The sequence below is a fragment of the Halomonas caseinilytica genome (genome assembly GCF_001662285.1).
In the GTDB taxonomy this organism is placed as follows: domain Bacteria; phylum Pseudomonadota; class Gammaproteobacteria; order Pseudomonadales; family Halomonadaceae; genus Halomonas; species Halomonas caseinilytica.
In genome coordinates, this window is record NZ_BDEO01000001.1 from 162,948 (window position 1) to 184,377 (window position 21,430).

The window sequence follows — 21,430 nt, forward strand, 5'->3', positions numbered from 1 at the left end:
AAGCTGGTCAAGCACATGGCCTGCCATGATTTTACATGGCGTTTATATTCAGTCACCTATAGCGAAAGATGGGGCAGGAATAGGCCGCTGAAGAGAGACGTGGCGATACATGGCGGTGCGCGAAAGCGAGGCGGCGCCCCGCCGTGGTGCCGGAAGGCGGGGCTGTGGCATCACTGCAAGGCGAGGCGGGAGTCGCCGCCGGGGCAGCGCAGGTAGGTGGATTGGCTGAGCCACTCCCGATCGGGATAGTAGGTGAACAGATACTGATGATCCTTGAGGCTGTTGATCAGCGGTACGGCGACTTCTTCGCGTACCGCCGGGCAGCCGTGACTGCGGCCCAGTCGGCCGACCTTCTCGATGAACTCCTCGCTGACATAGTCGGCGCCGTGCATCACGATGGCGCGCTCGTAGGCCAGGTCGTTGACCCCCGGCTCGAGTCCCTTGAGGCGCAAGGAATAACCATTGCGGCCCTCATAGCTGTTGAGGGTACGAAACAGTCCTATGCTGGACTGGTGGCTCTCGGGAATATTGGAGAAGGCCGTGGCCATGTTGTCGCCGGAGCCTTGCCCGTGTGAGACCAGTTCGCGAAACATGAGCTGATCACGGCGCAGGTCGAAGACCCAGAGCCTGGGTTCGGTGGAGGGCAGCGAGAAATCGATCACCGCCAGGCGGTCGGCGCCGGGATCGGCGCAGTTCAGGGCCCGGGCCGCTAGATGGAGCACGCCGGGGTTGGCGTGAGGGGCCATGCGGGCAAGCTGTTGAGCCAGGGGAGGCTGGTCGAGTTGCTGGGGCGTGAAGGCCCGAACCATGAAATCCCCTGCCTGGAGCGGAGAGGCGAGCAACGTCAAGGCGCCGGTCAGGAATAAGCCGACCAAACGGCGGAGCTTGCAATGTAGCATCCTGCGAGTTCCCGTCGAATGATATTCAGGACCGGTATCGATCCATTGTGATCGTTCGGAGTCCAGTTCGTATTTCCCGTGGCGCTTTTCCATCGTGCGCCATCTGGCATTATTATGACGATACTGGCCTGGATGGCCAATTTTGTCGACGATTCGCAGGGAGGTCACGTCATGTTCGCTACCGAGATTCGGTATACACGCTGCCAGCGCACCGCTTGGTGTCTGGGGATCTGGCTGGCACTGGCGGGGCCTGCCATGGCCCAGTCGGATGCCCCGGGGGCACCGCAGGGCGACCAGGCACTGGAGGAACAACTGGCCGAGGCCTCCTCTCGACTGCGCAATCTCTATGCGGTGCGTGGTGATCGTCCCATCTGGCGGGATGCCGAGATCGTGGACGCCCTGGTCGAGTCGCTGAAGACGCTGGATGCCGATGGCCTTTCGCCGAGTGACTATCGCCCTGACGAGCTGCGGGCGGCGTCCAGAGCGGCGCTCAGGGAAGGCGCCGACGACGATGTGCGAGCTCGCTTCGAGCTGCAGGCCAGCCGTACCCTGCTGGCCGCCCTGACGCACCTGCAGCGTGGCAAGGTCGACCCGCAGCGCATCAATGACGACTGGGACCTGACCATCGAGCCGCCTTCTCTCGATCTGGCTGCCATTTCGCGGGAGCTGGACGAAGGCGACGTGCCTGCGGCGATCGACCTGGCGCGCCCGCCCTATGAACCCTATGAGCAGTTGCGCGAGGGTCTGGCCCATTATCGGGAGATCGAGCGTCAGGGCGGCTGGCCAGCATTGATGAACGTCGAGGACCCGCTGCGCCCAGGTGACACGGGCACGGAGGTGGCTGCATTGCGCGAGCGTCTGGCGGCGATCGGCAATGATCAGCTGTGGGCCGCCGACGAAGGATATTATCCGGCCATCGAGTTGCAGGCTCCCGAACCGGAGGTCTATGACGAGGCTCTGGTCGAGGCCGTGCGACGCTTTCAACGTCACCACCTGCTGGCCGACGATGGCGTGGTGGGGCCGCGTACGCTCAAGGCCTTGAACATGAGCGTCGACCAACGCATCGATCAGATTCGCGCCAACATGGAGCGTGCTCGATGGTTGCTTCACGGGCTGCCGGAATCTTTCGTGCTGGTCGATATCGCCGGCTATGACCTGCGTTATTTTCGTCCCAACGGCGATACCTGGCGGGCCAGGATCGTGGTGGGGCAACCCTATCGGCGAACGCCGTCGTTGCGCTCCGAAATCACCCATCTGACCATCAATCCGACCTGGACGGTGCCACCGACCATCATGCGCGAGGATGTATTGCCCAAGGTACGTCGCGATCTCGGCTATCTGGCGACCAAGAACCTTTCGGTGCTGAGCCCTTCAGGGAAGGAACTGGATCCCGAGAGCATCGACTGGTCGAACCCCGGCGGAGTGATGCTGCGTCAGAAGGCCGGGCCGAGCAATCCCCTCGGGCAACTGGTGGTGCGTTTCCCCAACGACCACATGGTCTACCTGCACGATACGCCATCGCGTGGGCTCTTCAGTCGCTCACAGCGGGCGCTCAGTTCCGGTTGCATTCGCGTGGAAGACGTACTCGAACTGGCGCAGTTGCTGTTCGACGATACCGGCACCTCGTTCGATGTCCGTCGCCTGATTGCCGACGGCAAGACACGCAACGTGCTGCTGGAACATCATGTGCCGGTGGTGCTGCACTACTGGACCGTGCAACCCGAGCCCGATGGTGAACTGTCCTTCCGGCCGGACATCTACGATCGTGACGATGCCTTGATCGAGGCGCTGGATCGACCGGTGACGTTGTGACGGATGCCGGTCAGCTCGCCGGTATGGTGCCGACGAACTGACCGGACATGTTCAGGTGTGGCTTGCCTCGGCCTTCGTGCTGGCGGCGTCCTTGTCCTTGAAGGCCAACAGGAAGAGCAGCAGGACGGCGAGGGCGAAGAGGGCGGGGAACAGCCAGATGCCCTGCCAGTCGTGACCACCGGCAGTGACGTAGTGGTCGGTGACCAGGCCGGCGACCCAGAAGCCGATCAGCATGCCGACCCCGTAGGTGGCCAGGGTGATCATGCCCTGGGCAGAGCTCTGGAAGCGCTCCCCGGCACGGGCATCGGTGTAGATCTGTCCCGAGACGAAGAAGAAATCGTAGCAGACGCCGTGCAAGGCAATGCCGATCAGCAACATGTAGACCCCTGCGCCGGCATCGCCGAAGGCGAAGAGGGCATACCTTACCGCCCAGGCCAGCATGCCGACGATCAGGGTGATCTTGATGCCGAAGCGATGGATGAATATCGGCAACAGCAGCATGAACAGGACTTCCGAGATCTGGCCCAGGGTCATCTTGCCGGTGGGATTGGCCACGCCGATTTCCGCCAGGAAGGGATTGGCGTTCTGATAGTAGAAGGCCAGCGGAATGCAGATCAGTACCGAGGCGACAAAGAAGATCGCGTAGTTGCGGTCCTTGAGCAGCTGCAGGGCATCGAGACCGAGCATTTCCTTCAGGCCGCCTTTGCGGGTCTCTGCCTTGGGGGGCGTGGCCGGCAGGGTAAAGCAGTAGATGCCCAGTACCAGCGAGGCGATGGCACACATCAGGAAGGTGTTGCGCAGGGCGCCATCGGCGATGGCCTCGGCACCATCCCAGGAGAACAGGTAGCTGATCGCCAGACCGGCCAGAATCCAGCCGATGGTGCCCCAGACCCGGATCTTGGCGAATTCGCGCGACGGGTCGCGCATTTGACGGAAGGAGACCGAGTTCACCAGTGCCAGGGTCGGCATGTAGAGAATCATGTAGACCAGGACCAGCGGATAGAAGGACGCAAAGTCCTGGGAGCGATACAGGCCGAACATCAAGGCGGCCCCGGCCAGGTGCAGCAGGGCGAGGATGCGCTCGGCGTTGAAGTAGCGATCGGCGATCAGGCCGATGATGAAGGGCGCGATGATGGCGCCCCATGACTGGGTCGAGAAGGCCATGCCGATCTGGCCTCCGGTCGCGTCCAGCGTCTGGGCGAGAAAGGTGCCCAGCGTGACGAACCAGCCGCCCCATATGAAGAACTGCAGAAACATCATGATGCTGAGCCGCGTGCTTAGCATGGTGAACCCCCGGTTGTTGTGTGGTGGTGGGTATCAGTTCGTGTCGCCGAGCCCCAGCAGACGCCGGTTGCGCTGAGGATCCGAACCGGTGCCGGTAAAGTCGTCGAAGGCCTTGTCGGTGCGCTGGATCAAGTGTCGGGCGATGAAGGGAGCACCCTCGGCGGCGCCCTGGGCGGCGTCCTTGAGGCAGCATTCCCACTCGAGTACCGCCCAGCCGTCGAAACCGTACTGAGTGAGCCGCGAGAAGATGCTCTTGAAGTCGACCTGGCCATCGCCCAGCGAGCGGAAGCGACCGGGGCGATCGACCCATCCTTGATATCCGCCATAGACCCCGCTGCGGGCATCAGGCGTGAACTCCGCGTCCTTGACGTGGAACATGCCGATACGCTCGTGGTAGCGGTCGATGAAGCCCAGGTAGTCGAGTTGCTGCAGTACCATGTGGCTGGGATCGAAGAGAATCTTTGCCCGGGGATGATGGTCCACGGCGTCCAGGAAGCGCTCGAAGGTGGCACCGTCGTGCAGATCCTCGCCAGGATGAATCTCGAAGCACAGATCGACGCCTTGCGCGTCGAAGGCATCGAGGATCGGTCGCCAGCGACGGGCCAGTTCGGCGAAGCCTTCCTCGACCAGCCCTGCCGGTCGTTGCGGCCAGGGATAGACGTAGGGCCATAGCAACGCGCCGGAGAAGGTGCCGTGCGCGTTCAGTCCCAGGCGGCGACTGGCACGAGCCGCAAGCTTGAGCTGTTCCTCTGCCCATTGGCGCCGTGCCTCGGGTCGGCCTTGCAGGTGAGCGGGGGCGAAGCCGTCGAAGAGCTCGTCGAAGGCAGGATGCACCGCCACCAGTTGCCCTTGCAGATGGGTGGAAAGCTCGCTGATTGCCACGCCGGCCTCGGCGCAGCGGCCGGTCAGTTCATCGCAGTAATCCTGGCTGTCGGCGGCGAGTTCGAGATCGATCAGGCGCGGGTCCACCGTCGGCATCTGTACGCCGCGATATCCCAGCGAGGCGGCCCAGCGCGTGATCGAGTCGAGATCGTCGAAAGGCGGCCGATCATCGAGAAACTGGGCGAGAAAGAGGGCCGGCCCCTTGATGCCATGGGCGAGCGTATTCGTCATGTCGCGGTCTCCGTGTCATCCCGGCGAGAGGCATTGTCGAGCGATGTCCACTTGGCGGTGCTGGCCTGGCTTCTCAGTAGGGCGTCGATGAAGGCCATGCCGCGCAGGCCCTCGGCCATGCCGGGCACGCCCTTGGCCGCTCCACGCTCGCCGCGCCGGATGGCGTCGGCGAAATCGCGATAGAGGTTGGCCAGGGCCTCCAGATAACCTTCCGGGTGCCCGCCGGGCAGGCGCAGACGCTCGAGGGCTTCCGGGGCCAGACCGGGCTGGTCGATGCCCGCGCGCAGCACGCGCATGGGTTCGTCAAGGCGCCGCTGCACCAGGGTGTTGGGGTCCATCTGCTGCCATTCCAGCGCACCGCGATCGCCATACAGGCGGATCTTCAGGGCATTCTCCTCGCCGGTGCAGACCTGGCTGGCCATCAGGGTGCCGCTGGCGCCCTCTGCGGTGCGGAACAGGGCGTCGCCGTCATCGTCCAGGCGTCGCTGCTCACCGTGGATGCCGAGGGAGGCGCAGAGTTCGCTGACTCGGTGTCCCGATATGAACTCGGCGAGACCGAAGGCATGAGTGCCGATGTCGGCCATGCAGCCGCTGGCGCCTGCGATGTCCGGGTCGGTACGCCACCCGGCCTGCTTGTTGCCGGTGCCTTCGAGGTTGGTGCCCAGCCAGCCCTGAGGATATTCGACGTGGATCTTGCGCAGGCCGCCAAGCTCGCCATCGCGCACCAGGCGGCGAGCCTGCCAGACCATGGGATAGCCGAGATAGGTATGGGCGAGGCCGTAGAGACGGTCGCCGGCATCGAGCGTGGCGGCGAGCTGGCGCGCTTCTGCCAAGGTGGTGGCGGCGGGCTTCTCGCAGAAGACATGGAACCCTGCCTCGAGCGCGGCCTGGCTGATGGGGACGTGCAGGTGATTGGGCGTGACCACGACCAACACGTCCATGCGTTCGTCTTCCGGGAGCTGCCGCTCGCCGTCGATCAGGGCCTGCCAGTCGGGATAGAGGCGTCGTGGCGCTAGTCCGCAGGCCTCACCGGTACGCGCGTTGTTGTCGGGGTCGCGACTGAAGCTCGCGCAGACCAGATCCAGCTCGCCGTCCAGGGCGGCGGCCAGGCGATGCACTCGGCCGATGAAGGCGCCTTCGCCACCACCGATCATGCCCATTCGCACGCGCCGTTTCGTTGTTGCCATTCGTCCTCCGCAGGATTGCTGCCTGAGATTGTGTGTCGACCCGGTTGATGCTTTGATGTAACCGGTTACATTTCGTTGAAAGCTAGTCGGCGAGCCGTGCGGAATCAATGAGACCTAGGTCGCAGGGAAGAGACTGGAGGCAACGATGAGCTCGTGGCGACGATGCAGTAGACTGGCCCGCATGGCGACACCGAGGAGTAAGACGTGATCGAGGAGGTTTCTAGCCAGGCATGACCAACATACGCAAGGTGGCCGAGCTGGCCGGTGTGTCGGTGGCAACGGTGTCGCGTACCTTGAAGACGCCCGACATCGTGTCGCCGGGAACGCGCGACAGGGTGCTGGCCGCCGTCGAGCAGGCCGGCTATCGACCGAACCTCATGGCAGTGCAGTTCCGGTCGCAGCGAACCCGCAATCTGGTGGTGCTGGTGCCGACCATTGCCAATACCTTCTTTGCCCGGGTGATCGGCGGTATCCAGGAAGCGGCACAGCGTCGCGGTTACGGTATTCTGCTGTGCAACACCCTCGGTGACGAGCGCGCCGAGCGGGCCTACGCGGGCATGGTGTCGACTCGCCAGGCCGATGGCCTCATCCAATTGCGGGCCTACGACCCCTTCGGTGCATCGAGCGCCGAGGCACGGCCCCCGATGGTGAATGCCTGCGAAGTGCTGGATGAGGCGCCGTGTCCTACCGTCAAGCTCGACAACCGAGCCGCCGCGCGAGCGGTGACCGAGCATCTGCTGAGTCTGGGGCATCGTCGCATCGGCATGATCAAGGGGCCGCGTAACAGCCCCTTGACCCGGGATCGTCTGCTGGGCTTTCAGGATGCCCTGGCGGCTGCCGGTCTGGCGCCGGACGAGAGCCTGTGGTGCCCGGGTGATTTCACGTTGCGTTCGGGGCATCGGGCGGCCGGTGATCTGTTGTCGCAATCCGAGCCGCCCACGGCGATCTTTTGCGAGAACGACGAAATGGCCATGGGCGCCTTGCGGCGCATCAGGGAGGCGGGACTGCGGGTGCCCGAGGACATCTCGGTGGCGGGGTTCGACGATATCGCCTTTGCATCCTTCTGCGATCCTTCCCTGACGACCATTGCCCAGCCGGCCGAGGATTTCGGCCGTGTGGCCGTCTCCTTGCTGCTCGATGTCATCGATGAGCGGGACGAGGCCGCAGACCAGCACTGCATCATGCCCTTCGAGCTGGTGGTGCGGGAGAGCACCGGGCCGAGTGCTTGACGCGGGGCATGTGATGACGCGGGATCGACGGAGGCGGCCGAACCCGCGCGCTCCTTTCTCTTCATGCCGAGTCGGTGGGGTGGCGTGCCCGGCGACCGCTCAATGCCTGACGGACATCTTCATCGAGCGACTGGCGCGAGGCTCGCTCGATCTCGCCGCGGTCGAGGCCGAGATCGGCCAGTATCCGGTCGTCGTAGGCCAGTAAATTGACGGCCTGGCGTCGGAAATGCCGACGGCGCTGCCATTGACGCACTCGCGCGACGATCCAGCGCTCCAGGCTATCGATCAGCCCCAGCGGGGGCATGGCCGGCATGTACAACGCCGGGAACTGGTTGCGTGACCGGACGCCGCTCCTGACCTGTCTCGTGTCCGCGACGCCGGATTCATGACCTGTGCCACGGCATTGCGATGTGGGACGCGGTGTGTTGTAAGCGTTCATGACAGCACCTCTCGTTCGTGTGCCCCGCAGGGGCAGGGTCGATGGAAAGACTCCAGGGTCGCGACCTCGGTGCTCAGGATGGTGCGGAGTGTTTGTTCAATCCAGCGAAAAGGTCTACATTCACGATTCAGAAATTCTGAAAGGTGATATGCCATGAACACCGCTTCCGCTCCCTCGCATCCCACGGCCTTGCCACTGCTCGATACTGACGTGCTGCGTTCCTTCGTCGCCATCGCCGAGAGCGGCAGCTTCACGCGGGCGGCCAATCAGGTCTTCCGTACGCCATCCGCGCTCAGCATGCAGATCAAGCGTCTCGAGGAGACGCTGGGTCAGTCCTTGTTCGTACGCGAGGCGCGTCAGGTGCGGTTGACGCCCGAGGGGGAGATGCTGCTGGGATACAGCCGCCGCCTGCTGCGACTCAACGAGGAAGCGGTGACGCAGTTTCTGACGCCCTCCCTGGAAGGCACGGTGCGCTTCGGCACCCCCGATGATGTGGGGTCACGCATCCTTCCCCGGGTGCTGTCGCAGTTCGCGCGTTCGCATCCTGCCGTGCAGGTGGATGTCATGGTGGGCCGCAGCATCGATCTGCTGGAGCGCCTGGATAAGGGCGAGCTCGATCTGGTGCTGGCCACGGCGGGAAACGAGGGATTTCCCGCCGATCGCGGCGAGGTCGTGCATACCGAGCCTCTGGTCTGGGTGGGGCGAGAAGGCGGCGTGGCGCTGGAGCGCTCGCCGCTGCCGCTGGCGATGGCCAATCATGGCTGTGCCTGGCGACGTATGGCCTTGTCGGCGCTGGATGAAAGCGGCCTGGCGTATCGCATCGCCTATATCAGCGAGAACTGCGCAGGACAGGAGGCGGCACTGCTGGCGGATCTGGCCGTGGCCCCGCTGCCGCGCAGCCTGGTCCGGGCGCCCTTGAGCATTCTGGGAGATGAGTCGGGACTTCCGCCGCTGGGCGATTATCACGTGCTGTTGCTGCGTTCGGGCCTGTCGGGGGAAGCCACGGAGGTACTGGCCGGCCATGTGATCGAGACGTTCCGGGGCATGCGGTAGCGACGTAAGCCAGGGTGAGCAGGTTGCCTGCAGTGCGTGGTGCCATATGTCGATTCCTGGCCCCGCCAGACGACTCAAGGCTGGACGACCATCAAGAATGGAGAGAACAGCATGAAATATCTGTGTCTGGTCTACAGCGATGAGGAACTCCTGCACAGCTTGCCGGAGAGTCCAAGGGACGAGGAATGCCTGGCCTATGCCGAGAGCGTTCAGGAAAGCGGGCGCCTGATTGCCGGCGAGGCGCTGGCTCCGGTACAGACCGCGACGACCGTGCGTGTGCGCACCGGCAAGACGACCGTGACCGATGGCCCCTTCGCTGAGACCAAGGAGCAACTGGCAGGCTTCTACATGGTGGAGGCTCGGGACCTGAACGAGGCGCTGACCATCGCGGCCGGGATTCCGGCGGCGCGGGTGGGCAGCATCGAGGTGCGGCCGGTACGCCAGCTGGATGTGCCGGCACGGCCCGTGGCAGCCGGCAAGCGTGGATGAGGAGGGTATGACATGCACATGAATCCCTATCTGATGTTCGATGGCGACTGTGAGGCCGCGTTCACCTTCTATGCCGAGTGCTTCGGCGGTCGCATCGAGGCGATGGAACGTTATGGCGATGGCCCGCAGTGCGATGGCGAGATCTCCTTTGCGCCCGACAAGATCATGCATGCCCGTCTGGTGGCGGATGACTGGATCCTGATGGGCTCGGACTGTCCGCCGAGTTACATGAAGACGCCGCAGGGATTTTCGGTTGCCGTGCACGTCGATGGCATTGAGAAGGCCGAGCGCCTGTTCGGCATCCTGTCGGCCGGAGGCGAGGTCGGCATGCCGCTGCAGCAGACCCATTGGGCCATACGTTTCGGCATGCTGGTCGACCGCTTCGGCACGCCCTGGATGATCAACTGCGAGACGGATTCCCGATAGCGGGCAGCCTGACAGAAAGTCTCCGAGGCTTTCGTCAGAGCGAGGTGCGGCGACCGACCCACGGCGAACTTTGCCGTAACGACGACGCTTTCCTACGCTGATCAAGCGGCGCCAACGCCGAGTGATGTCCCGTCGTGGGGCGTTGGCATGAATCGGTTCGATGATCCGGATGCCTGGCGATCGCCAAACCCCGCGACGCGAGGCAACACGAAAAGGCCGGAGGTGGACATGAGCGCCCAGGTGCATGCCCTGGTCGAGCGCACGTACCGGCACGAGTCTCGTCGTGTCTTGGCGACCCTGATCCGGTATCTGGGGGATTTCGATCTCGCCGAGGAAGCACTGCACGACGCTTTCATGGCCGCGGTGGATCAATGGCCGCGAGAAGGAATCCCCGACAACCCGCGTGCCTGGCTGGTGACGGCCGGGCGTTTCAAGGCCATCGACCGGCTGCGTCGACGGGCCCGCTTCGATGCGTCGCTGGATACACTGGCCGAGCGGCTCGATGAGGCGCCTCGAGGCATGGGAGATCCTGCTGACGTCGAGGCCGTGGAAGACGATCGGTTACGGCTGATCTTCACCTGTTGTCATCCCGCCTTGACGGCGTCTGCTCAGGTGGCGCTGACCCTTCGCGAAGTCTGTGGCCTGACCACCGAGCAGATCGCCCACGCCTTTCTGACCCGGCCGGCTACCGTGGCGCAGCGCATCGTGCGGGCCAAGGCCAAGATCCGGGACGCCGGCATTCCCTATCAAGTACCCGAGGCCACCGAGCTGTCGGAGCGCCTGGAAAGTGTGTTGAGCGTGATCTACCTGGTGTTCAACGAAGGCTATGCCGCTTCAATGGGGGAGCGGGCAACTCGCGGCGAGCTGGCCGAGGAAGGTGTACGCCTGGGGCGGCTGCTGTTGGGCTTGTTGCCGGATCCCGAAGTCATGGGATTGCTGGCGCTGATGCTGTTGCATGAGGCGCGTCGCGGGTCGCGTACCAGCATGGCCGGCGAGCCGGTATTGCTCGCCGATCAGGATCGACGTCTCTGGGATCGGGACATGATTGCCGAAGGGCGGGCACTGATCGGGCGCGCTTTCGCCACCGGAGAAGTGGGGGGCTACACCCTGCAGGCCGCCATTGCGGCAGTGCATGCCGGCGCGGCCAGTGCCGAACAAACCGACTGGGCGCGCATCGTCGGGCTCTATGATGTGCTGGCTCAAGCCTCGCCATCGCCGATCGTTGAGCTCAATCGGGCCGTGGCCGTCGCCATGCGCGATGGGCCCGAAGCTGGCCTGTTCCTGGTCGATGCGTTACTGGCTCGAGGCGAGCTGGTCGATTATCGATTGGCCCATGCCGCACGGGCTGACCTGTGCCGCCGGCTCGGTGATGATGAGCGAGCCCGATGCGCTTATCAACGGGCGCTGGATCTCAGCGAGCAACAGCCTGAACGGGCGTTCCTGGAGCGGCGGCTGGCGGAGCTGGATGGTATCGGTGTCTCGGAAACGACGACGCCCCATCCCGAGGGTGGGGATGGGGCGTCGCGACCCTAGGCGGGGCGCGTTCGTCAGCTTTCGTCGTCCTCGTCGCCATCCTCGCCGTCAGAGGGCTGTGTGCTGGCCACGACCGTACCGGTCTGACCGCTCTCCAGGGCGGCGAGCACCGGTTCCGTCTGATGCTTGAAGCTGGCCAGTGCCTCACCGCTCAGGCTACCGCCTTCGGGCAGCGCGACCTTCATGGCATTGACCTGGTTGTTGTTGACCAGGACTTCATAGTGCAGGTGTGGCCCCGTACTGCGTCCGGTATTGCCGGACAGGGCGATGCGTTCACCCATGGTGACGCGATCCCCGCGACTGACCAGCGGCTTCGAGAGATGCAGGTAGCGCGTCTTGTAGCCGTTGTCGTGGCGAATGACGATGTAACGGCCCGCGGCCGGATGGTTGCCGACCTTCTCGACGCGACCGTTGGCCGGCGCCTTCACCGCCGTACCGACGGGCATGGCGAAGTCGGTGCCCTTGTGGGGGCTGATGCGACCGGTCACGGGGTGATGGCGTTGGGGATTGAAGGGGGAGCTGATTCGATACTGACCGTCGAACGGGTAGCGATTGAACGAGGGATCGAGGCTGACGCCATCCGGCGTGTAGAACTGGTTGTCCTGCGGGTTGCGGAGCAGTGTCAGATCCATGCGCGAGCCATCGTACTTGACGGCCAGGATGCGCGGGTCAAGGCTCTGACCGTCGATGATGTCGGATTCCACCAGCACTTCGAAACGATCGCCGCGACGGGTGTCGCGGCGAAAGTCGAGTTTCTTTTCCAGCACCTGGGAGAGCTCGGCCACCTCGGCGCTGGTCAGGCCGGTAGCCTGTGCCGAGCGGGCGAAGCTGCCGCTGACGGTGCCGGCGAACATGCGCTGGGTCGCTTCTCCGGCACGTTCGATGGTCGATATCTCGGTGTTGTCGGCGTCGCGCTTGACCAGATAGCCGTCACGCGGGTTGCTCATGATACGCAATGCCGCGAGTTTTCCCTCGGCATCGAGCTGATACTCGAAGCGTTTGCCGACGTTCCATCGGGTCAGCAATTCGGGCTCTGGCATCTTGTCCAACAGGGCCATGACCTCGCGATACCCCATCCCGAAACGATCCTGTGCCAGGGCCGTGAAAGTGTCGCCGGACTGGACGGTATAGGTGCGCCATTCGGGCACGAAGGGTTCGTTGGCGGCGATTTCTTCCTCGAGAATGATCGGGCCTTCATCGAACAGTTCGAGCTCGTCTTCGCTGATATCCTCGTAGGAGGTGGCATCGGCCATGAGGCGCTTGTCGGATGCCAGCATGCCGCTGGCCACGGTGCCGAGCACGACGGCGATGTGGCGGGCGGCATCATCGATGTGGCGGGTGCTGTCGTCGCTGGGGGACAACGGGCTGGTCGCTGGCGTATCGGTGGCCGAGACGACGGCATCGCGACCGGCCTGGGCGGCGTCGATGAAGTCGATGTCGACGACTTCACTGGCGGTCAACTGCGAGAGCGGAACGTGTTCGCGAGTGGCGTCCACGGCGCGCGAGGCGACGTCGATCGCTTCGGAGACAGGGTCGCGATCCAGGGCAAGAGAAGGAACGCCAGGACTGATGTTAGGTTCGAGAGGGACGAGCAGTGTATCGGTCTGGGTCGTGTCATGCTCGTATCGGGAGTCTTCCAGGGTGGAGACGATCTTGTGAGCGCCCAGCACGGTGACCATGGTGGCAACGGGTAACAATAGTAACTTGTGCGTGCGGGGCAGCGAATGAAGGATTCGCATCATGAAATTGGGCCGTCGTGACTGAATGAATAAACGTAAATGACATATAAATAGGCATGAGAACCATACCCCATGAAACGGGGAGTGCCTAGTCTATACATTCATACAGTAGTCGGCCGTCCCGCCCCGTCACCAAGCGGGGCGAGCGATGCAAAGGGAAATCGAACGCTGTTTGCTAAAGGCGACAATGCCATGCCTTATTGGCCGTTGGCAAGCCCCTGTTCGTTTGGTGAATGCGTCAGGGTTCCATCACGATAGTCGCGCATGGCCTGCTCCAGCTCGTGTGTGTGATTCATCACGAAAGGGCCATGGTGAGCGATTGGCTCCTGATGGGGTTCGCCGGCGAGCAGCAGCACCTGGGCCTTGTCGATGCCGTGCAGCGTCAGGATGTCGCCCGGGCCGAAGCTGGCAAGTTCGCCGCGCGCGAGGGTGTCGCCATTGGCCGTCAGGCTGCCGTCGAAAACGAATGCCAGCAACCGTGTGGCATGGTTCTCGAGCGACAGGGAGGCCCCGGCGTCGAGGCGCAGGTGCGCCATGGCACCTTGGCCGGCCAGGGCGTCGAGAGGCCCTTCGAGCGTGTCGCCGCCCGAGGTTCTCCAAGTGCCGCCCAAGGCGATCAATTCCACGCCAGGTGCCCGGTGGCGAGGCATTTCGTCGGGACTCACGTCGCGATAGGTGGGCTCGCTCAGCTTGTCGTGGGCCGGCAGGTTGATCCATAGCTGGAACGCGTGGAGCCCTTCGGCATCGGTGAAAGGCGTTTCGCCATGGATAATGCCGTGACCGGTATGCATCCACTGGGCACCGCCGGCACCGATGCTGCTGTGGTGGCCAAGATGGTCCTCATGGCGCAGGCCACCATGCACCACATAGGTGAGCGTCTGGATGCCGCGATGCGGGTGGGGCGGGAAGCCGCCGATGTCATCGTCTCCCGGGGAGGCGACGAGTTCGTCGAGCATCAGAAAGGGATCCAGGCCACCGCCGAAATCGTGCAGACGCAGGATATCGACGCCATCGCCGTCACGGCTGGCCTGGCCGCGCTGGCGGCGGGTCACTGGTCGCTGAATGGGCATGTTCATGAAGGAATCTCCTCGGTAGTGGAGGGTATGGGTGGCATTCTAGTCCGATATTTTCGAAAATTAAGCGCATATATTTGGGTTGTATGTTCGAGGGAATCGAAAATGTCGCGTGTCACGCTTGCGCAATGGCAGATGCTTGCTGCCGTGGTCGATCATGGGGGGTTCGCCCGTGCCGCCGAGGCGATCCACAAGAGTCCTTCCACGCTCAATCATGCGGTCCACAAGCTTGAGGAGCAGCTCGGCGTTGAAGTGTTGGAGCCGGTGGGGCGGCAGGTGCGCCTGACCGAGGCAGGCGAGCTGTTGCTGCGCCGTGCTCGTCAGCTCCTGGAGGGCGCCGAGGCCCTGGAAGATGTCGCCGAGCGGCTCGGCGAAGGGCTGGAGGCCGAGATCGTGCTCAGCGTCGATCAGATCTTTCCTCCCGATGTCCTGGCGCGCGCCATGGAGGCCTTCTCTCGTGACTATCCCCATGTGCGCGTGCAGCTTCACGAATCGGTGCTCAACGGTGGCGTCGAGATGCTGTATGACGGCTCGGCCGACCTGATCATTTCAGGACTTGCCGCCCAGGGCTTTCTGGGTGAGCCGCTGGTCTCGGTGCGTTTCGTCGCTGTGGCGCATCCCGAGCATCCCCTGCACAAGCTGGAGCGTGTGCTGGATCTGCGTGACCTGGAGCAGCATCGCCAACTGGTGGTGAGAGATTCCGCGCAGCGCCAGTCGCTGGATGCGGGGTGGCTGAAGGCCGAGCAGCGCTGGACGGTCAGTCATCTCAGTACCTCCATCGACATGCTCGAACGCAATCTGGGATTCGCCTGGGTACCGGAGACGTTGATCGAGGCGTCATTGGCAAGTGGTCGGCTCAAGCCACTGCCATTGTCGGCCGGTGGCACGCGTGAAGCGCCCATGCAGCTGATCCATCGCGATCGCGACCGTGCAGGCCCGGCAACGCATGCCATGGCGCAGCATTTGCGGGATGAAGTGGCGGTCTGCCCGGATGCGAGAAGGCAAGGCTGATTTTGGCTGCACTCGGCGCCCCGTCTCGTATGGCTCCCGACATGAAGCCGCACGCCCTTCAGGATCGATAAAATCGAATGAATGCCGCCAAAAACTGCGCTTGAGCGCCAAGTTTTTCGGCATAAGCTGGCAGCATAGCCTGACAGGAAAAGGAGCGGCGACATGGGCCTGCTGATCGAGGGGCGCTGGCATGACCAGTGGTACGACACCAAGCAGCATGGTGGGGAATTCGTGCGTGAATCCGCCAAGCTGCGCGACTGGGTGACCGCCGACGGCGGTCCCGGCCCGGATGGGCAGACCGGCCTGCCCGCCGAGGCGGGGCGTTATCACCTTTATGTGTCGCTGGCATGTCCCTGGGCGCATCGCACTCTGATCATGCGTCGTCTCAAGGGGTTGACGTCATCGATCGACGTGTCCGTGACCAGCCCGCTGATGCTGGATCAGGGCTGGAGCTATCATCGCGACGAGGGATCGAGTGGCGACTCGCTCAACGGTGTCGAATTCCATCATCAACTCTATACCCTGACCGATCCCCACTATACCGGCCGCGTGACCGTGCCGGTGCTGTGGGACAAGCATGAGAAGCGCATCGTCAACAACGAGTCGGCGGAACTGGTGCGCATGTTCAACGGCGCCTTCGACGACCTGACCGGCAATCGCCTGGACCTGTATCCCGAGGACCTGCGCGGGACCATCGATGCCGTCAATGCCGATGTCTATGATCACGTCAACAATGGCGTCTACAAGGCGGGCTTCGCTACCGAGCAGTCGGTCTACGAGAAGCACGTGGATGCGCTGTTCCAGGCACTGGATCGTCTCGAGGCGCGTCTCGCCGAGCAACGTTATCTGGCCGGCGAGTGGCTGACCGAGGCGGACATTCGCTTGTTCACCACCCTGGTGCGCTTCGACGCGGTCTATCACGGGCACTTCAAGTGCAACCTGCGCCGTCTGGAGGACTACCCGAACCTGTCCCACTACCTGCGCGAGCTCTATCAGTGGCCGGGTATCGCCGAGACGGTGAACATCGACCACATCAAGCGTCATTACTATGTCAGCCACGGCAACATCAATCCGACGCGCATCGTTCCCGCCGGACCAGTGCTGGACCTGGAGCGGCCTCACGATCGTGAACGCTTGCCGGGGCAGGGGATACGCCAGCGCGGCTGACGCCGCGCTCTCAGCTTGTGTTACGTGCCAGCCAGCGGTCCAGGGCGTTGGCGAATTCCCGTCGGTCCACGTCCGAATAGCCCTTGGGGCCACCGGTGTGCTCACCGCTGGCCCTCAACGTCTCCATGAAATCCCGCATCTGGACCCGGGCGCGGATGTTGCTCTCGTTCAGGGCTTCCCCCCGGCTGGTCATGACGCTGGCGCCGCGTTCGATGGCCGCCATGGCCAGGGGCAGGTCGGAGGTGATGACCAGATCCTGCTCGGCGAGACGGTCGACGATTTCGTCATCGGCGGCATCGAAGCCATGACTCACCGTCAGCCCCTTGACCCACTTCGATGGCGGCAGGGGGATCTGATGGTTGGCCACGAAGGTGGTCGGCGTGGCGGTCCGCTCGGCGGCGCGCACGATGATCTCGCGGGCGATTCGGGGGCAAGCGTCGGCATCGACCCAAAGGTTGGGCATATCGGAGGACCTCGAGGAAAGGACTGGCCAGGGTGGTGCGACAATGGTAGCATGCGCGCTCCTCGCATGTGCTGACCCCACCATCATGACGACGCGACCCGTTCACCGATGTGAACGCGGTGGTCGACAACGCCGGGCCGAGGCCCAACGCGTTTGAACTGTGTAGATGGAGCGCCGACGAGAGTTCGCCACCAGGGCGAATTCGGCGCAGACGGTCGCCACGATGTGCTCGCCAAGCCGGCGGGCAAGCATCGGATGCTAGGTGCGACCGGCGTCCCCGACTCCGCTTGAGACTCCCGCAATGTTCGGGACCTTGACTGTACGCCAGGTGTACGGGACGCCATGACTGATGTTTCTTGCCGGTGATCCCGGCCTACCAAGGTGTGATTCATGACCTCGACTTCCGTCGCCTCGCCGAGTTTCGGCGATCTGGCCCTGCTGCCCGCCGTTCTCTCCGCCATTGAGACGCTCGGTTACGAAACGCCGTCACCGATCCAGGCACAGACCATTCCGGCTCTGCTGGAAGGCCGCGACATGCTGGGCCAGGCCCAGACCGGTACCGGCAAGACGGCTGCCTTTGCCTTGCCGATTCTCTCGCGCCTCGAACTTGAGCGACGCGAACCCCAGGTGCTGGTGCTGGCGCCGACCCGCGAACTGGCGCAGCAGGTTGCCGCGTCCTTCTCCAAGTACGGCCAGAATCTCAAAGGCCTGGAAGTGGCGACCCTGTGCGGTGGCATGGAATACCGCGACCAGCTTCAGGCATTGCGCCGAGGCGCTCAGGTCGTGGTCGGCACGCCCGGTCGGATCATCGATCACCTGGATCGCGGTAGCCTCAAGCTCGGCGGTCTCTCCGCCCTGGTGCTGGACGAGGCCGACGAGATGCTGCGCATGGGCTTCATCGACGACGTCAAGCGCGTGGTAGCCGATACCCCCGTGGACGCCCAGCGCGTGTTCTTCTCCGCGACGCTGCCCACCGAGATCGAGCGCATCGTCAATCAGTACCTGGTGGAGCCGGTCAAGGTAACCATCGAATCGCGCGCCTCCAGCGGCGACAACATCGAACAGCGCCGGGTGCGCATCGATGGCGGCGCCAAGCTGGAAGCCCTGGCACGCATCCTCGAGGTCGAACCCGTCGACGCGGCGATCGTCTTCGTGCGGACGCGAGCGGCCTGCACCACCTTGATGGAGCAACTCTCGGCGCGTGGCCTGAATGTGGCGAGCCTGTCGGGCGACCTGGACCAGAGCCTGCGCGAGCGCACCATCACGCGTCTCAAGCGCGGCAAGATCGATGTGCTGATCGCCACCGACGTGGCGGCGCGAGGCCTGGACGTGCCGCGCATCACGCACGTCATCAACTATGACCTGCCGCAGGATGCCGAAGCCTATACCCACCGTATCGGCCGTACCGGTCGTGCCGGCCGCGACGGGATCGCCATCACCTTTGCCGGCAACCGTGAAGGCCGCAAGGTCGGCTGGCTCGAGCGTGCCACCGGCCGCAAGATGGAAGACATGGAACTGCCCGACGAGGCGGCCATCCGCGCACATCGCGATGCCGTCTTCCAGCAGCGCGTGGTCGGCTCGCTGACCAAGGATGCCGATACCCAGCGTGAGCTGGTCGAGCGTCTGATCGAGGAAGGCCATGATCCGGTCGAGCTGGCCTGCGCCTTCGCCGCCCTGGCGCGCGCCGATGAAGCGCCCATCGGTCGCCTGCAGGCACCGCGCAAGGAGCGTGCACCGCGCGAAGGACGCGAAGGGAAGGCGCCGCGTCGTGAGCGCGGTCCCACCGAAGGCATGACGCGCTATCGCGTCGCCGTGGGCCACAAGGATGGCATCAAGCCTGGCCAATTGGTCGGTGCCCTGGCCAATGAAGGGGGCATCGAGGGTAACCGGATTGGTCGGATCGACATCCGCAATGCATTTTCCGTCGTCGAGTTGCCGAGCGGCTTGCCTTCCAGCATTCTGGCCAAGATGGCACGGGCCCGGGTTGGCGGTCGTCCGCTGGAGATCAGCGAGGATCGCGCGCCGCGTCGCCAACGCGATGACGGGGCGGCTCGTCGCGAACGAGCCTGACCACCGTGCCGCTCAAGGGCGGCCGATGAGAAGCATCCAGGCAGGCCGGGGAATCTCCCCGGCCTGCCTGCTTTTAGGCCCCTTGCAACGAAACGACGAACAACGCTGAGGAACCTGCCATGTGGAAGCGACTGCCATTCCGCTTGCGGGGGTATCTGATCACCATGACCGGTGTGTTGCTGCTGTCGCCGGACGCTCTGTTGATCAAGGATACCCAGGCCGAGGTGGCGACCTTCATGTTCTGGCGCGGCCTGTTGTTGGGGAGCGTGCTGCTGGTCATCGCCGCCCTGCGCTATCGTGCGCGTCTGCCGGATGCCATTCGTGCCTGTGGGGCTGCAGCCTGGTGGTGTCCGCTGGCGTTTGCCGGCAGCGCCTGGGCCTTCGTCTGCGCGGCGCGCCTGACCGCTGCCGGCAACGTGCTGGTGATGATGAACCTGGCACCGCTGGTGGCGGGGCTGATCGGCATGATCGTCTTCGGCCAGCGTCTGCGTCGCCAGACCTGGGTGGTGATCGCCGTGTGCGTGACCGGGGCCTGCCTGATGGCGGCAGGCGAGATTGGCCAAGGAAGCCCGCTGGGACTGGCGATAGCCTTGTTCGTGCCCATCTCCATTGCCGTGAATACCACGGTGGCAAGTGTTCAGCGCGGCGACCGCCAGCGCGGGGTGGACACCACCGTCGTGCTGCCGCTGGGATGCCTGGCGATGCTGGTGCCGGCGGTATTGCTGGGAGGCGCGCAACCACCGCCGCCCGAGGACGTGCAGCGCCTGGCACTGCTGGCGTTGTTCCTGCCGGCGGCCTACTTCCTGATCCAGACCGGGCCGCGCTATCTGCCCGGCGCCGAAGTCAGCCTCGTGATGCTGCTGGAGACACTGGTCGGAGCCCTGCTGGTTTGGTGGTGGCTGGGCGAGGTGCCGCCGCCACTGGCCTTCGTGGGCGGCGGCATGATCGTCGCTGCCATGCTGCTCAGTGGATTGCGCGATCTCCATCGCCAACGCCGCAAGGCCGCTGCCGGCGCCCCGGACGAACGTCTGTTGCAGGAGCAGGTCATGCGCGAGGAGGAGAACGTCGATTGATCGGCCGGCGCTATCCGCTCGGCAAGGGCATTGCCGGTATCTCTCGCCTTGAGGGGGCAGGGCATCATGCTGTCGAACGGGTCGACAGGCGTTCGCCCAATGCCGTCATGAAGCGCTCGCCCGCTGCCAGTTGCTCGCACTCGATGTATTCGTCCGGTTGGTGGGCCTGGCTGATGCTGCCGGGACCGCAGATGAGGGTGGACAGCCCCTGGCGCTGGAACTGGCCGGCCTCGGTGGCATAGGCCACGGCCGACGCCTCGACCTCGCTGCCCAGCAAGGCACGGCAGAGTCCCAGCACCTCGTCGTTGTCGCGGTCGGCCAGGGCGGGCACGGTGACGTTCAGCGCCTCGGTCACGATGCCGGTCTCCGGCGCGGTCCGTTGCATTTCGGCCTCCAGCTCGGCGGCATAGGCATCAACGCGGCCGCGCAGCTCCTCGATCTCGTCGCTCGGCAGGTGACGAATCTCCCACTCGAAGGTGCATTGGCGGGCCATGATGTTGATCGCCGTGCCGCCTTCGATCCGCCCCACGTGCAGGCTGGAATGGACCACGTTGAAGGCTTCGTCGACGCGCCCCTCGGCCTTGAGTTCGCGCATGACGTCCTCGATCTTGGTCACCAGCCGGGCCGCCACGTGGATGGCCGAGACGCCTTGATAGACTTGGCTCGAGTGGGCCTCGCGGCCGGTGACCGTGGTGCGCAGGTTGGTCGCCCCCTTCTGAGCCACCACCGGCTGCATCAGTGTCGGCTCGCCGACGATCACCGTCGAGGGGCGAGGGTGATCGGCCATCAAACGCTCGATCATGCGTGGCGCGCCGACGCAGCCCACTTCCTCGTCGTAGGAGAAGGCCAGCCACAGCGGCCTTTCCAGTGTCATCGTCACCCAGCGGGGCACCTCCGCCAGGGCGCAGGCGATGAAGCCCTTCATGTCGCAGGTGCCACGCCCGTAGAGGCGGCCATCGTTGCCGTCGCGCAGAACGAAGGGATCGCTCGACCACGGCTGGCCATCCACCGGCACTACATCGGTGTGGCCGGAAAGCACCACGCCACCTTCCACCGCCGGCCCGATGCGGGCCAGCAGGTTGGCCTTGCGGCTATCGTCGCTTTCGATGCGCCAATGCTCGACGCCATGATCGTCGAGCCAGGCCTCGATCCACTCGATCAGGGCCAGGTTGGAATCTCGCGATACGGTAGCAAAGCCCACGAGGCGCTGAAGTATCTCGGTGGCGGTCATGGCGGCTCCTGGGTCAAGAATTCGAAGGGAGATTAGCACGCGGGTGAGCCTGGTCGCAGCCAGTGCGATGAAACAGGCTATAGGTCCTGCCTATCGGGACGATCATCTTGCTGGCTTGGCGAAAAATAATTAACACGCT

General features: G+C 64.2%; 19 protein-coding genes. 10 read left to right on the forward strand and 9 right to left on the reverse strand.

The genetic code is table 11. The features are described 5' to 3' along the window. Positions 1-170: 170 nt before the first annotated feature. Complete coding sequence (locus tag HSDC_RS00695; protein WP_064698008.1) at positions 171-899, reverse strand: murein L,D-transpeptidase catalytic domain family protein; 729 nt, start codon at positions 897-899, stop codon at positions 171-173. 171 nt (positions 900-1,070) lie between these two features. On the opposite strand from HSDC_RS00695, the gene HSDC_RS00700 reads away from it, so the two are divergent. Further along, positions 1,071-2,711 (forward strand): L,D-transpeptidase family protein, encoded by a 1,641-nt coding sequence (locus HSDC_RS00700; RefSeq protein WP_064698608.1) that lies wholly within the window; start codon positions 1,071-1,073, stop codon positions 2,709-2,711. Between the two features lie 51 nt (positions 2,712-2,762). On the opposite strand, the gene HSDC_RS00705 is transcribed toward HSDC_RS00700, so the two are convergent. The 3 genes from HSDC_RS00705 to HSDC_RS00715 are packed head-to-tail and all read right to left on the reverse strand — an operon-like array spanning position 2,763 to position 6,295. After that, positions 2,763-3,995: a nucleoside permease gene (locus HSDC_RS00705; protein ID WP_064698009.1), complete on the reverse strand. Its 1,233-nt coding sequence runs from the start codon at positions 3,993-3,995 to the stop codon at positions 2,763-2,765. 33 nt (positions 3,996-4,028) lie between these two features. Then, on the reverse strand, positions 4,029-5,108 hold the full coding sequence (locus HSDC_RS00710; RefSeq protein WP_064698010.1) for a sugar phosphate isomerase/epimerase family protein: 1,080 nt from the start codon (positions 5,106-5,108) through the stop codon (positions 4,029-4,031). After that, a complete protein-coding gene (locus HSDC_RS00715) occupies positions 5,105-6,295 on the reverse strand; it encodes a Gfo/Idh/MocA family protein (RefSeq protein WP_064698011.1) in 1,191 nt (396 codons plus the stop codon). Before HSDC_RS00715 ends, HSDC_RS00710 begins: the two co-directional genes overlap by 4 nt. A 230-nt stretch (positions 6,296-6,525) precedes the next feature. Between HSDC_RS00715 and HSDC_RS00720 the strand changes: the two genes are divergently transcribed. After that, positions 6,526-7,524, forward strand: coding sequence for a LacI family DNA-binding transcriptional regulator (locus HSDC_RS00720; protein WP_064698012.1), 999 nt, complete (start codon positions 6,526-6,528; stop codon positions 7,522-7,524). Positions 7,525-7,585: 61 nt separating this feature from the next. On the opposite strand, the gene HSDC_RS00725 is transcribed toward HSDC_RS00720, so the two are convergent. Next, positions 7,586-7,837: a YjiS-like domain-containing protein gene (locus HSDC_RS00725; RefSeq protein WP_170862749.1), complete on the reverse strand. Its 252-nt coding sequence runs from the start codon at positions 7,835-7,837 to the stop codon at positions 7,586-7,588. Positions 7,838-8,116: 279 nt separating this feature from the next. On the opposite strand from HSDC_RS00725, the gene HSDC_RS00730 reads away from it, so the two are divergent. The 4 genes from HSDC_RS00730 (at position 8,117) to HSDC_RS00745 (ending at position 11,464) form a co-directional block, all read left to right on the forward strand. After that, complete coding sequence (locus HSDC_RS00730) at positions 8,117-9,016, forward strand: LysR substrate-binding domain-containing protein (RefSeq protein ID WP_064698014.1); 900 nt, start codon at positions 8,117-8,119, stop codon at positions 9,014-9,016. Positions 9,017-9,127: 111 nt separating this feature from the next. After that, on the forward strand, positions 9,128-9,505 hold the full coding sequence (locus HSDC_RS00735; protein WP_064698015.1) for a YciI family protein: 378 nt from the start codon (positions 9,128-9,130) through the stop codon (positions 9,503-9,505). Positions 9,506-9,517: 12 nt separating this feature from the next. Beyond that, on the forward strand, positions 9,518-9,931 hold the full coding sequence (locus tag HSDC_RS00740) for a VOC family protein (RefSeq protein WP_064698016.1): 414 nt from the start codon (positions 9,518-9,520) through the stop codon (positions 9,929-9,931). Between the two features lie 228 nt (positions 9,932-10,159). Beyond that, complete coding sequence (locus HSDC_RS00745; RefSeq protein ID WP_082919903.1) at positions 10,160-11,464, forward strand: RNA polymerase sigma factor; 1,305 nt, start codon at positions 10,160-10,162, stop codon at positions 11,462-11,464. A 14-nt stretch (positions 11,465-11,478) separates the two neighbouring features. Here HSDC_RS00745 and HSDC_RS00750 read toward each other — a convergent pair whose 3' ends face one another. Continuing rightward, on the reverse strand, positions 11,479-13,206 hold the full coding sequence (locus HSDC_RS00750) for a peptidoglycan DD-metalloendopeptidase family protein (protein WP_064698018.1): 1,728 nt from the start codon (positions 13,204-13,206) through the stop codon (positions 11,479-11,481). Positions 13,207-13,400: 194 nt separating this feature from the next. Continuing rightward, positions 13,401-14,279, reverse strand: a complete 879-nt coding sequence (locus HSDC_RS00755) for a pirin family protein (protein WP_064698019.1) — start codon at positions 14,277-14,279, stop codon at positions 13,401-13,403. Between the two features lie 102 nt (positions 14,280-14,381). On the opposite strand from HSDC_RS00755, the gene HSDC_RS00760 reads away from it, so the two are divergent. Together HSDC_RS00760 and HSDC_RS00765 are read left to right on the forward strand one after the other, a co-directional pair. After that, positions 14,382-15,287 (forward strand): LysR family transcriptional regulator, encoded by a 906-nt coding sequence (locus HSDC_RS00760; protein WP_064698020.1) that lies wholly within the window; start codon positions 14,382-14,384, stop codon positions 15,285-15,287. 162 nt (positions 15,288-15,449) lie between these two features. After that, the gene (locus tag HSDC_RS00765) at positions 15,450-16,454 is read left to right on the forward strand and encodes a glutathione S-transferase family protein (protein ID WP_064698021.1); all 1,005 of its coding nucleotides are present in this window, start codon (positions 15,450-15,452) and stop codon (positions 16,452-16,454) included. Between the two features lie 10 nt (positions 16,455-16,464). On the opposite strand, the gene HSDC_RS00770 is transcribed toward HSDC_RS00765, so the two are convergent. Continuing rightward, the gene (locus tag HSDC_RS00770; RefSeq protein WP_064698022.1) at positions 16,465-16,917 is read right to left on the reverse strand and encodes a YaiI/YqxD family protein; all 453 of its coding nucleotides are present in this window, start codon (positions 16,915-16,917) and stop codon (positions 16,465-16,467) included. Positions 16,918-17,307: 390 nt separating this feature from the next. On the opposite strand from HSDC_RS00770, the gene HSDC_RS00775 reads away from it, so the two are divergent. Both HSDC_RS00775 and HSDC_RS00780 read left to right on the forward strand, forming a co-directional pair. Further along, the gene (locus tag HSDC_RS00775; protein ID WP_064698023.1) at positions 17,308-18,987 is read left to right on the forward strand and encodes a DEAD/DEAH box helicase; all 1,680 of its coding nucleotides are present in this window, start codon (positions 17,308-17,310) and stop codon (positions 18,985-18,987) included. Between the two features lie 119 nt (positions 18,988-19,106). Next, the gene (locus HSDC_RS00780) at positions 19,107-20,060 is read left to right on the forward strand and encodes a DMT family transporter (RefSeq protein WP_064698024.1); all 954 of its coding nucleotides are present in this window, start codon (positions 19,107-19,109) and stop codon (positions 20,058-20,060) included. A 64-nt stretch (positions 20,061-20,124) separates the two neighbouring features. On the opposite strand, the gene argE is transcribed toward HSDC_RS00780, so the two are convergent. Next, positions 20,125-21,291 (reverse strand): acetylornithine deacetylase, encoded by a 1,167-nt coding sequence (gene argE, locus HSDC_RS00785; protein WP_064698025.1) that lies wholly within the window; start codon positions 21,289-21,291, stop codon positions 20,125-20,127. Positions 21,292-21,430: the final 139 nt, after the last annotated feature.

What these genes read in the sequence shown, in the direction of transcription:
- HSDC_RS00745 (WP_082919903.1), top strand. Translation starts at nt 10,160, where the DNA reads ATGAGCGCCCAGGTGCATGCCCTGGTCGAGCGCACGTACCGGCACGAG.
- HSDC_RS00700 (WP_064698608.1), top strand. Translation starts at nt 1,071, where the DNA reads ATGTTCGCTACCGAGATTCGGTATACACGCTGCCAGCGCACCGCTTGG.
- HSDC_RS00710 (WP_064698010.1), bottom strand. Translation starts at nt 5,108, where the DNA reads ATGACGAATACGCTCGCCCATGGCATCAAGGGGCCGGCCCTCTTTCTC.
- HSDC_RS00695 (WP_064698008.1), bottom strand. Translation starts at nt 899, where the DNA reads ATGCTACATTGCAAGCTCCGCCGTTTGGTCGGCTTATTCCTGACCGGC.
- argE (WP_064698025.1), bottom strand. Translation starts at nt 21,291, where the DNA reads ATGACCGCCACCGAGATACTTCAGCGCCTCGTGGGCTTTGCTACCGTA.
- HSDC_RS00780 (WP_064698024.1), top strand. Translation starts at nt 19,107, where the DNA reads ATGTGGAAGCGACTGCCATTCCGCTTGCGGGGGTATCTGATCACCATG.
- HSDC_RS00705 (WP_064698009.1), bottom strand. Translation starts at nt 3,995, where the DNA reads ATGCTAAGCACGCGGCTCAGCATCATGATGTTTCTGCAGTTCTTCATA.
- HSDC_RS00720 (WP_064698012.1), top strand. Translation starts at nt 6,526, where the DNA reads ATGACCAACATACGCAAGGTGGCCGAGCTGGCCGGTGTGTCGGTGGCA.
- HSDC_RS00770 (WP_064698022.1), bottom strand. Translation starts at nt 16,917, where the DNA reads ATGCCCAACCTTTGGGTCGATGCCGACGCTTGCCCCCGAATCGCCCGC.
- HSDC_RS00735 (WP_064698015.1), top strand. Translation starts at nt 9,128, where the DNA reads ATGAAATATCTGTGTCTGGTCTACAGCGATGAGGAACTCCTGCACAGC.
- HSDC_RS00715 (WP_064698011.1), bottom strand. Translation starts at nt 6,295, where the DNA reads ATGGCAACAACGAAACGGCGCGTGCGAATGGGCATGATCGGTGGTGGC.
- HSDC_RS00725 (WP_170862749.1), bottom strand. Translation starts at nt 7,837, where the DNA reads ATGCCGGCCATGCCCCCGCTGGGGCTGATCGATAGCCTGGAGCGCTGG.
- HSDC_RS00765 (WP_064698021.1), top strand. Translation starts at nt 15,450, where the DNA reads ATGGGCCTGCTGATCGAGGGGCGCTGGCATGACCAGTGGTACGACACC.
- HSDC_RS00760 (WP_064698020.1), top strand. Translation starts at nt 14,382, where the DNA reads ATGTCGCGTGTCACGCTTGCGCAATGGCAGATGCTTGCTGCCGTGGTC.
- HSDC_RS00730 (WP_064698014.1), top strand. Translation starts at nt 8,117, where the DNA reads ATGAACACCGCTTCCGCTCCCTCGCATCCCACGGCCTTGCCACTGCTC.
- HSDC_RS00740 (WP_064698016.1), top strand. Translation starts at nt 9,518, where the DNA reads ATGCACATGAATCCCTATCTGATGTTCGATGGCGACTGTGAGGCCGCG.
- HSDC_RS00750 (WP_064698018.1), bottom strand. Translation starts at nt 13,206, where the DNA reads ATGATGCGAATCCTTCATTCGCTGCCCCGCACGCACAAGTTACTATTG.
- HSDC_RS00775 (WP_064698023.1), top strand. Translation starts at nt 17,308, where the DNA reads ATGACCTCGACTTCCGTCGCCTCGCCGAGTTTCGGCGATCTGGCCCTG.
- HSDC_RS00755 (WP_064698019.1), bottom strand. Translation starts at nt 14,279, where the DNA reads ATGAACATGCCCATTCAGCGACCAGTGACCCGCCGCCAGCGCGGCCAG.